The sequence below is a fragment of the Streptomyces sp. NPDC051677 genome (assembly GCF_044453465.1).
Lineage (GTDB): Bacteria > Actinomycetota > Actinomycetes > Streptomycetales > Streptomycetaceae > Streptomyces.
Map to the genome: position 1 here is coordinate 18367 of NZ_JBITCT010000041.1, position 13014 is coordinate 31380.

Annotated in this window: 10 protein-coding genes; 2 read left to right on the plus strand and 8 right to left on the minus strand. The window is 71.9% G+C overall.

What is annotated here, in order from left to right; all coding sequences use genetic code 11:
- The first annotated feature begins 58 nt into the window (after positions 1 to 58).
- On the plus strand, positions 59 to 1675 hold the full coding sequence (locus tag ACIBAF_RS36215) for an MFS transporter (protein WP_399468696.1): 1617 nt from the start codon (positions 59 to 61) through the stop codon (positions 1673 to 1675).
- Between the two features lie 408 nt (positions 1676 to 2083).
- Here ACIBAF_RS36215 and ACIBAF_RS36220 read toward each other — a convergent pair whose 3' ends face one another.
- From ACIBAF_RS36220 to ACIBAF_RS36240, 5 genes are all read right to left on the minus strand, one after another.
- Positions 2084 to 3526 (minus strand): sensor histidine kinase, encoded by a 1443-nt coding sequence (locus ACIBAF_RS36220; protein ID WP_399468698.1) that lies wholly within the window; start codon positions 3524 to 3526, stop codon positions 2084 to 2086.
- A complete protein-coding gene (locus tag ACIBAF_RS36225) occupies positions 3523 to 4263 on the minus strand; it encodes a response regulator transcription factor (RefSeq protein ID WP_399468700.1) in 741 nt (246 codons plus the stop codon). The genes ACIBAF_RS36220 and ACIBAF_RS36225 overlap by 4 nt, the downstream gene beginning before the upstream one ends.
- A gap of 277 nt (positions 4264 to 4540) precedes the next feature.
- A complete protein-coding gene (locus tag ACIBAF_RS36230) occupies positions 4541 to 4954 on the minus strand; it encodes a peptidase (RefSeq protein WP_399468703.1) in 414 nt (137 codons plus the stop codon).
- A gap of 368 nt (positions 4955 to 5322) precedes the next feature.
- Complete coding sequence (locus ACIBAF_RS36235) at positions 5323 to 6192, minus strand: RNA polymerase sigma-70 factor (protein ID WP_399468705.1); 870 nt, start codon at positions 6190 to 6192, stop codon at positions 5323 to 5325.
- The gene (locus ACIBAF_RS36240; protein WP_399468708.1) at positions 6189 to 6794 is read right to left on the minus strand and encodes a carboxymuconolactone decarboxylase family protein; all 606 of its coding nucleotides are present in this window, start codon (positions 6792 to 6794) and stop codon (positions 6189 to 6191) included. The genes ACIBAF_RS36235 and ACIBAF_RS36240 overlap by 4 nt, the downstream gene beginning before the upstream one ends.
- Positions 6795 to 7091: 297 nt before the next feature.
- On the opposite strand from ACIBAF_RS36240, the gene ACIBAF_RS36245 reads away from it, so the two are divergent.
- Complete coding sequence (locus ACIBAF_RS36245) at positions 7092 to 8399, plus strand: chloride channel protein (protein ID WP_399468710.1); 1308 nt, start codon at positions 7092 to 7094, stop codon at positions 8397 to 8399.
- Here the strand turns inward: ACIBAF_RS36245 and ACIBAF_RS36250 are convergent.
- The 3 genes from ACIBAF_RS36250 to ACIBAF_RS36260 all read right to left on the minus strand — a co-directional run bounded on the left by ACIBAF_RS36250 (position 8347) and on the right by ACIBAF_RS36260 (position 12906).
- On the minus strand, positions 8347 to 10197 hold the full coding sequence (locus tag ACIBAF_RS36250; RefSeq protein ID WP_399468712.1) for a glycoside hydrolase family 15 protein: 1851 nt from the start codon (positions 10195 to 10197) through the stop codon (positions 8347 to 8349). The genes ACIBAF_RS36245 and ACIBAF_RS36250 overlap by 53 nt on opposite strands.
- A gap of 5 nt (positions 10198 to 10202) precedes the next feature.
- Entirely contained in the window at positions 10203 to 11621 is a 1419-nt protein-coding gene (locus ACIBAF_RS36255) for a DUF2252 domain-containing protein (RefSeq protein WP_399468714.1), read from the minus strand.
- Positions 11622 to 11964: 343 nt separating this feature from the next.
- Positions 11965 to 12906, minus strand: a complete 942-nt coding sequence (locus tag ACIBAF_RS36260) for a YhjD/YihY/BrkB family envelope integrity protein (RefSeq protein ID WP_399468718.1) — start codon at positions 12904 to 12906, stop codon at positions 11965 to 11967.
- Positions 12907 to 13014: the final 108 nt, after the last annotated feature.

Here is a 13014-nt window from a genome sequence, read left to right on the forward strand (position 1 = left end):
GCTGAATCCCGTGGTGGGTCGCGGGGCCGACCTCGGAGCAATTGCCACTATTCACCCCATGGCATCCACTGCAGACGCCGCTGCGAAGCCGGCGACAGGGCGCCTGGTCCTGCTGACACTCGCGGCAGGTCAGTTCCTGATGGCCCTCGACAGCTCTGTCATGAACGTGTCGATCGCGACCGTGGCCGAGGACGTGGACACCACGGTGACCGGGATCCAGGGGGCCATCACGGCCTACACCCTCGTGATGGCGATGTTCATGATCCCCGGCGGCAAGGTCGGCGCCCTGATCGGCCGCAGACGTGCGTTCATGATCGGCTGCGCTGTCTACGGCTGCGGCTCCCTGGCCACGGCGCTCGCACCGAACCTGACCGTCCTGCTGATCGGCTGGTCGTTCCTCGAGGGGATCGGAGCCTCGCTCATCCTGCCCGCGATCGTGACGCTCGTGGCGAGCAACTTCGCCGTCGAACGCCGCCCCGCCGCCTATGGACTCGTCGCCGCCGCGGGAGCCGTGGCCATCGCGTTGGGGCCGCTCATCGGGGGTCTCGCGACCACGTACTTCTCCTGGCGCTGGGTGTTCGCCGGTGAGGTCGTCGTGGTGCTCGGCATCCTGCTGCTCGCCCGCCGCATCACCGAGGCGCCGGTCGGCGAACGCGCGCGCATCGATGTCATCGGCGCCGTGCTCTCCGCCCTCGGGCTCGGGATCTTCGTCTACGGGGTGCTCCGCTCGGACGAGTGGGGCTGGTTCCGGCCGAAGCCCGACGCGCCCTCATGGCTCGGGGTGTCGCTGGTCGTGTGGCTGATGCTGGCCGGTCTGCTGCTGATCTGGCTCTTCCTGCACTGGGAGGCCCGGGTCGTGCGGCGGCACAGGGAGCCGCTCGTCGACCCGGCCATGCTCCAGAACAAACAGCTCACCGGCGGCCTGACGATGTTCTTCTTCCAGTACCTCGTGCAGATGGGCGTGTTCTTCGTCGTACCGCTCTATCTGTCGGTCGCCCTGGGCCTGTCCGCGCTCCAGACCGGCGCCCGCATCCTGCCCCTGTCGCTGACACTGCTGGCGGCCGCGATCCTGATCCCGCGCCTCCTCCCCGACGTCTCGCCGCGTCGGGTGGTGCGGCTCGGGGTCCTCGCGCTGCTCGCGGGCGCGGTGGTCCTGATGGCCGCGCTCGACGCCGACGCCGGCGGGGAGATCGTCACCATCCCCCTCCTGCTGATCGGGCTCGGGATGGGCGCGCTGGCCTCCCAGCTCGGTTCGGTCACCGTGTCCGCGGTGCCGGAGGCGCAGAGCGCGGAAGTCGGTGGAGTCCAGAACGCCGTCACCAACCTCGGCGCCTCGATCGGCACGGCACTCGCCGGGTCGATCATGATCGCCGCGCTCACGTCGTCGTTCCTGACCAGTGTCGAACAGAACCCGGACGTCCCGGACCAGGTCAAGAGCCAGGCCTCCGTCGAGCTCCAAAGCGGTGCGCCCTTCCTGTCGGACGCTCAGCTGGAGGAGGCTCTCGACGCCGCCGGCGTGAGCGAGCAGACATCCCAGGACGCGCTCGACGCGAACACCGAGGCAAGGCTCGACGGCCTGCGCGCCGCACTCGCCGCACTCGCCCTCGCCGCTCTCCTCGCCTTGTTCTTCACCTCACGGATCCCGACGACCCAGCCTCGCGCGCCGATGCCCTGACCCGGGCGGAGGGGTGCAGGTCGTCGGCCCAGCGCCTCTGCACGGCCTTCTCGCGCGCTTCCAGTCGCCGGGGCCGCACGTCGTCGGGATGCGCAGGCTTGTCGAGTGAGCGGGCGCACGAAGCGGAGTCGGGCCACGACAGCACACGCGGGCCGGCCCTGGACCGGTCCGCGGCCGCTCCAGGAGCGGGTTCAAGGCGGCGAAAACGATCACGCTGCGGGTTCTCCCGGGCCCCGCCGTGCTCGACATCGCCGATCCGGAGCGCGACGCCGGGCCGGTTCTCACGCTGTGCGAAGGGGCCCTGGCCATGAGCTCGCCGCCCCGTTCGCTCCGTGTCCTGTACGACGGGCCGGGCGCGGCTGGATCCATGTCCGCTTCCGCATCCCTGCGAAAGGCCGGTCGGCAGGGTCAGCCCCTGCCCGCCGTCTGTGTGCGGCGGCCGGCGCGGGGTGGGCGGAGGGCGCTGCCCGTGGAATGCGGGCTGTGAGGGCGGGCGGTGGCGGGGCGGAGCCGGACGCAGGCGTCCAGGCCGGCGCCGGGGGCGGGGTGGAGGGTGATGGCGCCGCCGGAGGCGTCGACCAGGTGGCGGACGATGGGCAGGCCCAGGCCGGTGCCGTCGTGGTGGGAGTCGGAGGCGCGCCAGAAGCGGTCGAAGGCGCGCTCGCGGTCGTTCTCGCTCATGCCGGGCCCCTGGTCGACGATGTGGAGCTCGCCGGCCGGGCCACGGTGGAGGGTGATGGTGGTGCTGGGCGGGGAGACGCGCAGGGCGTTGGCGAGCAGGTTGTCGATGATCTGTTCCAGCGCCCCGGGGATCGCCCACACCCGTCCGGCGGGCGGGCCGGTGACGTCGATGGCGACGTACTGCTCGGCGGCCAGCGGCTCCCACATCGCGACCCGGTCGGCGAGGGCGGCGTCCAGGTCGACGGGTTCGGGAGTGGTGGCGGTGTTCTCCAGGCGGGCCAGGGCCAGCAGCCCCTGCACCATGCGGCCGAGGCGTTCCACCTCCCCGACGGCTTCTTCCAGACTGCCGTGGGCGCGCGGGTCGAGGTAGGGCTCGAAGTTCTCCAGCCGCAGTCGTAGCGCGGTCAGGGGGGTCTTCAGCTGGTGGGAGGCTTCGGAGGCGAACGCCTGCTGGCCCTTGAGGAGTTGCTGCAGCCGGGTGGCGGTGCGGGTGAAGGAGGCGGCCAGGCTGCGCAGTTCGGGCGGCCCGGTGGTGGCGTCGGGCGGGTGGGCGAGGTGGCCGTCCGCGAGCTGGGTGGTCGCCGCTTCCAGGGTGCGCAGGGGGCGGGTGATCCAGCGGGCCATGCTGAACGCGACCAGCGCGACGGCCGCCAGGACGCAGGCGCCGGCGAGCGCGAGGGCGCCCCAGACGCGGTGGACGCGGGCGGTGACCTGGTCCATCGGATAGGTCAGGCGCAGGGCGCCGCGGACGGTGGTGCCCGAGGAGCCCGGCATGGTGGCCGACAGGACGTCGTTGCCGGCGCTGTCCGTCGTGGTGGTGACGGTGGGCTGGTTGGTCAGGGCGCGGGCGATGTCCGGCTGGCCGGCGAGGCTGACGCCGGTGCGGCCGGCCGGGTCGGAGTCGGCGAGGACGGTGCCCTGCTTGTCGGTGACGACGACACGGCCGCCCGTGCGGGCGGCGTGGTCGCCGACCACGTCGGGCAGTTCGTCGAGCCGGCCCTCCTCGATGTCCTCCTCGGTGACCTCGGCGAGCATGGCGGCGTCGCGCTCGACGTTCTGGGAGGCGCGGGCGGTCTCACCGCGGGCGTAGACGTAACCGAGCGGGATCTCCAGGCCGGCGAGCACGAGCAGGGCCAGGACGAGGTAGCTCAGCAGCAGCCGCCGGGTCATCCGGTCCCCTCGGCGGCGCTGTGGTCACCGGGGACGGTCAGGCGGAAGCCGACCCCGCGGGCGGTGGTGATCCAGCCGGGGTCGCCGAGCTTGCGGCGCAGGGCGGCGACGTGGGCGTCGAGGGTCTTGGTGGGGCCGAAGAAGTGCGGGTCCCACACGGTGTCCATGATCTGCTGGCGGGAGTGGACCGTCCCGGGATCGTCGGCGAGGAAGGCGAGCAGGTCGAACTCTCTGGGCGTCAGGGCGATGTGCCGGCCCGCGAGGTGGATCTCGCGGGTGCGGCGGTTGACGGCCAGCGGGCCCAATGTCTGGGCCCCGGAGGCCGGTTGGTGTGCTTCCGGCACGTCCACGGGTCCGGTCGGCGCGTACGCGGGGGCTCCCGCGCGCCGGGTGACGGCGCGGATGCGGGCGATCAACTCCCGTACCCCGAAGGGCTTGGCGAGGTAGTCGTCGGCGCCGAGTTCGAGGCCTACGATGCGGTCGGCCTCCTCGCCCCGCGCGGTGATCATGATGATGGGGACGGCGGAGCGGGTGCGCAGGCTGCGGCAGACGTCCAGGCCGTCCATGTCGGGCAGGCCGAGATCCAGCAGCACCAGGTCCGGCGCGGCGTCGGCGGCCGCGTCGGCGAGCCCGGCCGCGCCGGTGCGGACGTGGTCCACCGTGAACCCGTAGCGTCCCAGGCCCTCGGTGAGGGGGCCGGCGATTCGGTCGTCGTCTTCGATGAGCAGCAGCCGCATGGCGCCAGGCTCGCACAGCTGTGCCGGAGGAGTCGGAGGGTTCACGGGAAGCCGCCTGGGGCGAGGGAGACGTACGGGACGACGGTGGGCCGGCCGGAGCCGTCCGGCCGAAGGGTGCGGGAGTCGTCGGCCGGACGGCGATGGCGGGGACGTCGGGCCACGCCGGCTGGGGAGTCGGTCGCCGGCCGGGGCGGGACGTCCGGGGCAGCGAATGCGGCAGCTACAGCTGTGGCTACGGCAGTGGCTGCGGCTACGGCAGTGGCTGCGTGGGGGGCCGTCAGCCGGCGTCGTCGGCCTCCTCGGTGCCCTCCTTCTTGGTGTCGGTGACCTTGAAGGACGTGTCGAGGTAGACCTCGATCGAGGTGCCGTCCGCCTGCTTCACCTCCACCGCGTACATGCCCGGCTTCTCCGCGTCCTCCTCGGACTTCAGGACGGTGCCCGGGTACGCGGCCACTGCGGCGGCCTCCGCCTTCTGCTTGATGTCACCGGTCAGCGGCGGTTCCTTCTTGTCGTCGGCGTCACCGCCGGCTTCACCGGCCGCCTGGGCGCCGCCCGCGCTCTGGGCCGACTGCTGGGTGTCCGCGGCGCCGGAGGCGTCGGAGCCGGAGTCGGAACCGCCGCAGGCGACGAGTGCGAACATCAGCACGGCGGCGGGAGCGGCGAGCACGGCACGACGGGGCAGAGCACGCATCAGGGTGTCTCCAAACGCTGGGGAATCACTTGCGGGTTCAGAGGTCTGTGGACCGAACCTCCGGGGGATGACAAGGACCCTAGGAACCCGCAGTCGAGAGACAGCCCAGCAGAAGGAGAGCGGGAGACCAGCAGATCGCCAATCTTCCGCCACATCACGTCGTCGTTCGGCTGAACCGCCTCCCACGAAGGAGTTCGCATGGAGTACCCCGACCTGACGGCCCTGCCGGCGGAGCTGCGCGATGCGGTCGCCGAGCGCGGTTCGCTCAACGTCTACCGCATGATCATGCACTCGCCCGGGGCGAGATCGAGGACGGCCTCGCCCCGGCCGTCGAGGCCCTCCTCGCAGCGAAGTAGGCGCCGGCGGGCTCATCTGGCGAGTTCGGCCGGTTCCTCCAGCCGGGTCAGCTTCCGCGGGTTCCGCATCAGGAAGACCCTGGTGACCCGGCCGTTCTCCACCGTGAGGCTCACCGCGGTCGGCTCGCCGTCGACCTCGAACCGGCCCGCGGGCGCGCCGTTGAGCCACACGGTCGTCGTCTCGAACGCGGCCGTCGCCCGGTCGGCGCGCGCGAGCACCGCCGCCACCGTCGCGGCCCCGTGGATCGGGGTCAGAGCGGCGGCCGCGAACCCGCCGCCGTCGGCGACCAGCACCACGTCCGGCGCCATGATCTCCAGCAGCTCCTGCACCTGCCCGGTGCGCAGGGAGGCCAGGAACCGTTCCAGCACGGCCTGTTGCTCCGTCCGGCTCACCCGCATCCGGGGCCGCCGGGCCGCCACATGGTCGCGGGCCCGCCGCGCGATCTGCCGGACCGCGGCCGCGGACTTCCCGACGGCCTCGGCGATCTCGCCGTACGACAGGTCGAAGACCTCACGGAGCACGAACACCGCCCGCTCCGTCGGCCCGAGCGTTTCGAGGACGGTCAGCAGCGCGATCGAGACGCTCTCCGCGAGTTCGACGTCCTCGGCGACGTCAGGGCTGGTCAACAGGGGTTCCGGCAGCCACTCGCCGACGTAGTCCTCGCGGCTGCGCGCCACCGTCCGCAGCCGGTTGAGCGCCTGCCGGGTGACGATCCGCACGAGGTACGCCCGCGGATCCCGCACCCGCGCGCGGTCGACGTCGGCCCACCGCAGCCAGGACTCCTGCAGCACGTCCTCCGCGTCGGCCACCGAACCGAGCATCTCGTAGGCGACCGTGAACAGCAGACGGCGATGGACGACGAACGGGTCCTCGCCGGTCATACCGCCGACGCCCGCTGGGACGTCACGCCGGACGTCACGCCGGAGGTCGCGGAAGAGGGTGTGGCCAGGGGGATCTCGCACGCGGCGGAGAAGCCCTGCGACGTGACCCCGTTCGCCACGTTGGCCCGGGTCGCCAGGTTGACGTAGGCGACGAACGCGGTGAGCTCGACCATCGCCGCCGCGCCGAGCCGCTCCAGCAGGCTCGCGTGCTGTTCGTCGGTGACGGTCGGCGGGGTGTGCGTCATGGCCTCGGCGTACCCCATCACGTCCCGTTCCAGCGGCGTGAACGCCTCCGACTCCCGCCAGCGCGGCACCTGGCTCGCCTTGGCCAGGTCCAGGTTCTCGTTCTGCGCCTGGAAGTAGCCGACGTCGAGGCACCAGCTGCAGCCGACCTGGGTCGCGACGGCCATGTGCGCGAACGACTTGAGGCTCGCGTCGGCCGCGCCCCACGCGCCCACCTTGCCCCCGAACTGCAGGCTGTCCTGGGCGACTTGGGGGTTGTTCCACAACACCTCGACGTTCTCGGCCACGGCGCCGAGCTGCTTGATCATGTTTTCCTCGAGCTCCACGGGGAGCTCGGCCTTCGGGACGCGGAGCGCCATGGTGTCCTCCTCGGTTGTCGGTCTGTCCGACATGAAGACACCGGCGGCCCCTCGAATGTGACGTCCACTCTTCCTGTCCGCTCTTCCTGTCCTAGAAGAAGCGACACGCAGGCGCCACGAGCCCGCCGGGCGCGGACCGGGCGGGCGGATAACCTCGTCCCGAAATGAGGGGGAACACAGGGAAATCGCCTGTCGAGTCGACGAGCCCAGGAGGACCCCATCGCCGGGACGAAGCCAGACGCGCCCGCCGCGCCCGCGCCGGGAAGCCAGCCGCCGGAAGCCGACCTGCTGCGGACCATGCTGCGGCGGCCCGAATACCGCAAGGCCCTGGTCTTCTGCGGTCTGATCGGTATTCCGGTGGCGCTGATCGCCTTCTGGTTCCTCGTGACGCTCAACCAGCTGGAGCGGCTGATCTGGACGGACTGGCCCAAGGACCTGGGCTGGAAGCAGGCGCCGTGGTGGTGGGGGTTCCCGCTGCTGCTGGTGGCCGGGGTGGTCGTGGGGCTGGTGGTGGCGCGGCTGCCCGGGCGCGGCGGGCACCTTCCCGCGGGCGGTCTGCACTCGGGCGGGGCCACGAAGGAGGCGCTGCCCGGGGTGCTCGTCGCCGCCCTGGTCGGTCTGCCGCTCGGCGCCGTGCTCGGTCCGGAAGCGCCGCTGATCGCCCTGGGCGGCGGTCTGGCCCTGCTCTTCGCGAGCCTCGTACGAGCGCCGCAGACGGAGGCGAGCACGGGATTGCTCGGTGCGGCCGGCGCCGCCGCGGCCATCTCGGCGCTCTTCGGGAACCCGCTGGTGGGCGCGGTGCTCCTGATGGAGGTGGCCGGGGTGGGCGGGCCGCAGCTGTTCGCGGTGATGCTGCCCGTGCTGCTGGCCAGCGGGGTCGGCGACCTGGTCTTCACCGGGTTCGTCCACTGGACCGGTCTGCAGACCGGGAGCCTGGACATCGGGCTGCCCAAGCCGCCGCCGCTCGACTGGGCGGACGTCCTGTGGGTCCTGGTGATCGCGCCCGCGCTCGCCTTCCTGATCCACTGGATCTTCATGGTCGGCAGATACACGGCCCGCTTCGTGACGTCCTGGACGGTACGGAAAACCACCCTGTGCGCGCTCGGCGTAGCGGGCTGCACCGCCCTCTACGCCGTCTCCACGGGCCGCTCCCCCGCCGAGGTCGCGCTGTCCGGGGAGAGCACGCTGGCGAAGCTGGCGCAGGACCCGCACGCCTGGTCCGTGGGCGCGCTGGTCGCGGTGCTGGCGTTCAAGGGGCTCGGCTACGCGCTCTGTCTGGGCAGCCTGCGCGGCGGTCCCGTGTTCCCCGCGCTGTTCCTGGGCGGGGCGGCCGGAGCCCTGCTGGCGCCGCTGCCGGGCCTCGGTCTGGTGCCGGCGATGGCGGCCGGGATGGCGGCGTCCGTGACGGCGGCCCTGCGGCTGCCCGTCAGCAGCGCGGTGCTGGTCGTCCTGCTGCTGGGCAACGTGGACACGGTGGCTCTCGTGGTCCTCGCGGCGGTGGTGTCCTTCGCCCTGACCCAGTTGCTGCCACAGCGCCCGGACGTCCCCGCGTTCAGCGGGCCGCCAACCGGTCGAGCGCCTCGTCGAGGGTCGTCGCGGCCATGATGAGCGACAGATGGGTGAAGGCCTGCGGGAAGTTGCCCAGTTGCTCCCCGCTGGGGCCGATCTCCTCCGCGAACAGCCCCACATGGTTGGCGTAGGTGTGCATCTTCTCGAAGGTGTAGCGGGCCTGCGGGAGACGGCCGGCCCGGGCGAGGGCGTCGACGTACAGGAACGTGCACAGGCTGAACGTGCCCTCCGAGCCGCGCAGTCCGTCGGGGGAGGCGGCCGGGTCGTAGCGGTAGACGAGGCTGTCGGAGACGAGCCGGTGGTCGATGGCGTCCAGGGTGGACAGCCAGCCGGGGCTGCGCGGCGCGATGAAGCCCACTCGGGGAGCGAGCAGCAGCGAGGCGTCCAGGACGTCGCCGCCGTAGTGCTGGACCAGCGCCTGCTCCTTCTGACTCCAGCCGCGTTCCATGACCTCCTCCAGGATGGCGTCGCGGGCCCGGGTCCAACGCTGGGTGTCGGCGGGCCGCCGGAACTCCTCGACGAGCTTCAGGCAGTTGTCGAAGGCGGCCCAGCACATCACCCGGCTGTAGGTGAAGTCCTTGCGCCCGCCGCGGGTCTCCCAGACGCCCTCGTCGGGCCGGTCCCAGTGGTCGGCGAGCCAGTCCATGAGCCGTGCGAGACCCTTCCAGCCGTGGTAGCCCACCTGCTGGCCGATCTGTTCGATGCCCTCGGACATGGCGTACAGGGCCTCGCCGTAGATGTCGAGCTGCAACTGGTCGGCGGCGGCGTTGCCTGCGCGTACCGGGCTGGAGCCGCGGTAGCCCTCGAAATGGCCGAGGATCTCCTCCGTCAGCTGCGGGTCTCCGTCGACCCGGTACATGATCTGCAGCGGCTCCCCGTCACCGCCGGCGCGGTCGGCGAGCCGCTCGCCGAGCCAGTGCACGAACTGGTCCGCCTCCTCGACGAACCCCAGGTCCAGCAGGGCTCGGACGGACAGTGAGCCGTCGCGTACCCAGGTGTACCGGTAGTCCCAGTTGCGTTCGCCGCCGACCTGCTCGGGCAGCCCCATCGTCGCGGCGGCGACCGGGGCGCCGCTCGGGGCGTAGGTGAGCAGCTTGAGGGTGATGGCCGAGCGGTTCACCATGTCGGGCCAGCGGCCCCGGTAGCGGGAGGTGCGCACCCAGTTCTGCCAGAAGTCGATGTCCTCCCACATCCGCTCGGTGACCGAGTCGGCGGTCGGCGGGGGCGGTTTCTCGCCGTCCGGGCCGCACACGGTGAACACGGCGGCGGCCGACCGGCCGGCGTCCAGGGTGACCGTGCCCCGGACGTCCCTCTCGTCCCTCTCGTCCCGCTCCAGCGGGAAGGTGGTCTGCAGGTACGCGGTAGTACCCGGCGCCCGGAAGACGGCGGTCCCGCCGGTCCCGCCGGTCCCGTAGGTCAGGTCGAGTTCGTGGGCGGCGCGGGCGTAGTCGAAGCGCGGACGGCACTCCAGGGCGAAGCGCACGGTGCCCCGCACGGTCCGTACGACTCGCAGCAGGGTGTGCCGGTCGGACGGCGTCCGGGACCGGACGACCGGCATGTGGTCGATGACCTCGCCGACCCCGTCCGGGGACAGGAAGCGGGTCACGACGACGGCGCTGTCGGGGTAGTAGAGCTGGCGGCGCGTCATTTCGGAGTGGGTGGGCGCGAACCGGAAGTGTCCGCCGCCGTCGTGGTCCAGCAGGGACGCGAAGACGCTGGGCGAGTCGAAGCGCGGCGCCGCGAACCAGTCGATGTCCCCTTCGGACGTCACCAGGGCGGCGGTCTGAAGGTCCCCGATCAGTCCGTGCTCGGCGATGGGCGGATAGCGGTCCATGTCTTTCACGCCGCTTCGGCGGGGACCCGGCCCGCCGCGACGGCGTCGAGGAGGGCCTGGTGGTCCTCCTCGTTCTGGTCCGCGTACAGCTCGGCGAAGGCCGCCAGCGCACGGTCGAAGACATCGGCGCGGCCCAGGTAGGAGGCGATGGCGATACGGTCGCCGGACCGGGCGTGGGCGCGGGCCAGCGTGGCGCCGCACAGCCGCCCGAACAGGGCCATCCGCTTGGGCGGCATGTTCTCGGCGACGACGATGCCCTTCCAGTCCCTGAGCTGACGGACATAGAAGTCCCGGCGGCGTCCGTCGATGCCCGTGGCGCGCTCCCAGCCGAGGAAGATGTCGCTGGTGGCCTGCATCAGCCGCTGTCCGGCGACGACCCGCTCGCCCTGGGTGCGGAATCCGCTGGCGCCGACGTAGGGCGCGAGCACCGACTCGTCGGCCTCCTTCGCCTGGAGGAACAGCGGGTCCTCGTCGTCCTTGCCGAGCAGCAGGATGATCCAGCAGCGGGTTCCGACGCTGCCCACGCCGACGACCTTGCGGGCGATGTCGGCGACGCGGTAGCTCTCCAGCAGGAACCGGCGGTCCGTCTGGAGGGACTGGCCGTACCGCTCGACGAGCCTGCTGATCTCCGTCTCCAGCGTGTGGCCCTCGGTCTTCGGCAGCAGGTTCTCGAGCCGGATCAGCAGCGGCGGGTCGTTGGCGATTCTGCGCTTGCCGTCGACCACATGGGTGAGCTTGTCGAAGACCTGGAGCGTGTCGTGCGCGTGCGCCTTCTCCCGGGTCTCCGCCCAGCGTTCGCTCGTCTTGGCGTCGAGGTCCACGTCGAGCTGCTGCTGCAGTTCGTCCGCCTCGAAGCGGGTGTACCAGACGTCGAGATTGCCCCGGTCCGCGAACTCCCGCATCCGTTCGCGGTACGACCGTACGGCGGCCCGCACCACGGACGCCCGTTCCTTGGAGCTGAACCCGTTGGCGCGGCCTGCGATGACCAGGCTGGCCGCGAGCCGCTTGACGTCCCACTCCCACGGGCCGGGCAGGGTCTCGTCGAAGTCGTTGATGTCGAACATCAGCCGGCGTTCCGGGGAGGCCAGCAGCCGGAAGTTCAGCATGTGCGCATCACCGCAGCACTGGACCCTGATGCCGGTGCGGGGCGTCTCGGCGAGGTCCGCGGCCATGATGGCGGCGGCTCCCCGGTAGAAGCGGAACGGTGACTCGCTCATCCGCCCGTAGCGGATCGGGACGAGTTCCGCGACCCGCTTCGCCGACTGCGCGTCGATGATGTCCACCGGGTCGGTGCGCTTCGGCGGCGGCGTGAACTCGGCGTGCGCGGACCGGGGTACGGCGGCCCGGGCGACCCTGCCGCGCTCGGCGCGTTCCTTCGGGGTGCGGTGGCGCAGTTCGTGGCCGGTGGGGTTGTTGTCACTCATTGCAGACGCTCCACGATGTGGTCGACGGCGTGGTGGGCGAGCACCTCGGAGGGGATGCCGGGCGCGACGGCGCCGACCCGTGCGGATGCCGGTCGTCGGCCGAACGCAGCAGGAGGGCGGCGCAGTTGACCGCACCGCGGGCGACGACGGTGTCGGCGCCGAACCGCTCGGTCGAACCGACCCGCCAAGCCGCCTCGACCTTGGTGAGTGAGGGGTGCGCCGCCCGCGCCGGCGCCGGTGATGATGGGTGATGATGACGGCGTAGTGCCGCGCCTCGGACATGCCTGGTCGTCCTGTCGGATCGTCCCGAACGGATCGTCCTGTCGGAGGAAGTGGTCGACCGCTATCCGTCTTCCAACGTATCGCCGGTGGACGGGGGCGGCGACTCGGGTCCGCCCAGCCGCCGGGCCACCGCGGGTTCGCGGGCGATCACCGCGCCGGCGGTGATGCTGAGGGTCACGACCGCGCACAGCGCGATGAGCCACGACAGCAGGGTGAAGACGGCGCCCATCGAACCGTACTTGTCGAGGCTGTGGTTGAGGGCCCGCGGAACGTACAGATGTGCGATCGAGGTGAGGACGCTCAGGGCCGCGCCCGCCAGGAGCGCGCCCGGCAACAGCGCCGACCACGGCACCCGGGCGGTGAGCAGCAGGTGCTGCGTCCACCACCACATGAGGGTCTCGGCGACCAGCAGCAGCGGCAGGCCCAGCCACAGTCCGAGGCCGAAGCCGCCCCGCAGGACGCCCTGCACCGAGATCATGACCAGCCATGCGGCAAGCCACGCGATCCAGCGCCAGGCGGCCATCCGCGCGCCCGTCCTCGGCAGGCTCCAGGCACGCTCACAGAGCCGCTGCATGGCACGGCTGCACGCGGTGGCCGAGATCAGCACCATCAGCCCGCCGACGACACCCGTGGTCTGACGCAGTTCGGACGTGTCGCCCGTCAGGACCTGCTCCAGCTGGGCCTTCGCGCTTCCGGTCAGCCCGAAGACGTCGGTCACGGAGCTGACAAGGTGGTCGCGCAGCGCCTGCGGGGCGACGGACGCCACCACGAAGAGCAACGGCACGGCCGTGAGAAACGTCTGGGCGGCCAGGCGGGTCGCGGAGTCCAGCACGTTCACCGAGATCAGATGCTCCATGAGATGGGTGATCACCGGAAACCGTGTCTCGGCCCGGACCCGCAGTCCAGCCGCCCGGGCCTTGACCGCCGCGCCCCGCGCCCGCCACCGCTCACGGCGGGACCGGCGCGCCGGGCGGTCCTGTGGGGGCTGCCCCGCAGGTTGCATGCTGCCAGCGTGCCCCGGACCACGCCTCCCGGCCTGCGGCGGGAGGGCTACGGGGGCCGAACGGGTGAGAAAGGCAGTGCAGCCGCCCGCACGCTCCGAGGATCGGGG

Excerpts from the sequence above, each read along its gene's own strand:
- ACIBAF_RS36215 (WP_399468696.1), top strand. The coding sequence starts at position 59 with ATGGCATCCACTGCAGACGCCGCTGCGAAGCCGGCGACAGGGCGCCTG.
- ACIBAF_RS36235 (WP_399468705.1), bottom strand. The coding sequence starts at position 6,192 with ATGACCGGCGAGGACCCGTTCGTCGTCCATCGCCGTCTGCTGTTCACG.
- ACIBAF_RS36260 (WP_399468718.1), bottom strand. The coding sequence starts at position 12,906 with ATGCAACCTGCGGGGCAGCCCCCACAGGACCGCCCGGCGCGCCGGTCC.
- ACIBAF_RS36250 (WP_399468712.1), bottom strand. The coding sequence starts at position 10,197 with ATGGACCGCTATCCGCCCATCGCCGAGCACGGACTGATCGGGGACCTT.
- ACIBAF_RS36225 (WP_399468700.1), bottom strand. The coding sequence starts at position 4,263 with ATGCGGCTGCTGCTCATCGAAGACGACGACCGAATCGCCGGCCCCCTC.
- ACIBAF_RS36245 (WP_399468710.1), top strand. The coding sequence starts at position 7,092 with ATGCTGCGGCGGCCCGAATACCGCAAGGCCCTGGTCTTCTGCGGTCTG.
- ACIBAF_RS36230 (WP_399468703.1), bottom strand. The coding sequence starts at position 4,954 with ATGCGTGCTCTGCCCCGTCGTGCCGTGCTCGCCGCTCCCGCCGCCGTG.
- ACIBAF_RS36240 (WP_399468708.1), bottom strand. The coding sequence starts at position 6,794 with ATGGCGCTCCGCGTCCCGAAGGCCGAGCTCCCCGTGGAGCTCGAGGAA.
- ACIBAF_RS36255 (WP_399468714.1), bottom strand. The coding sequence starts at position 11,621 with ATGAGTGACAACAACCCCACCGGCCACGAACTGCGCCACCGCACCCCG.
- ACIBAF_RS36220 (WP_399468698.1), bottom strand. The coding sequence starts at position 3,526 with ATGACCCGGCGGCTGCTGCTGAGCTACCTCGTCCTGGCCCTGCTCGTG.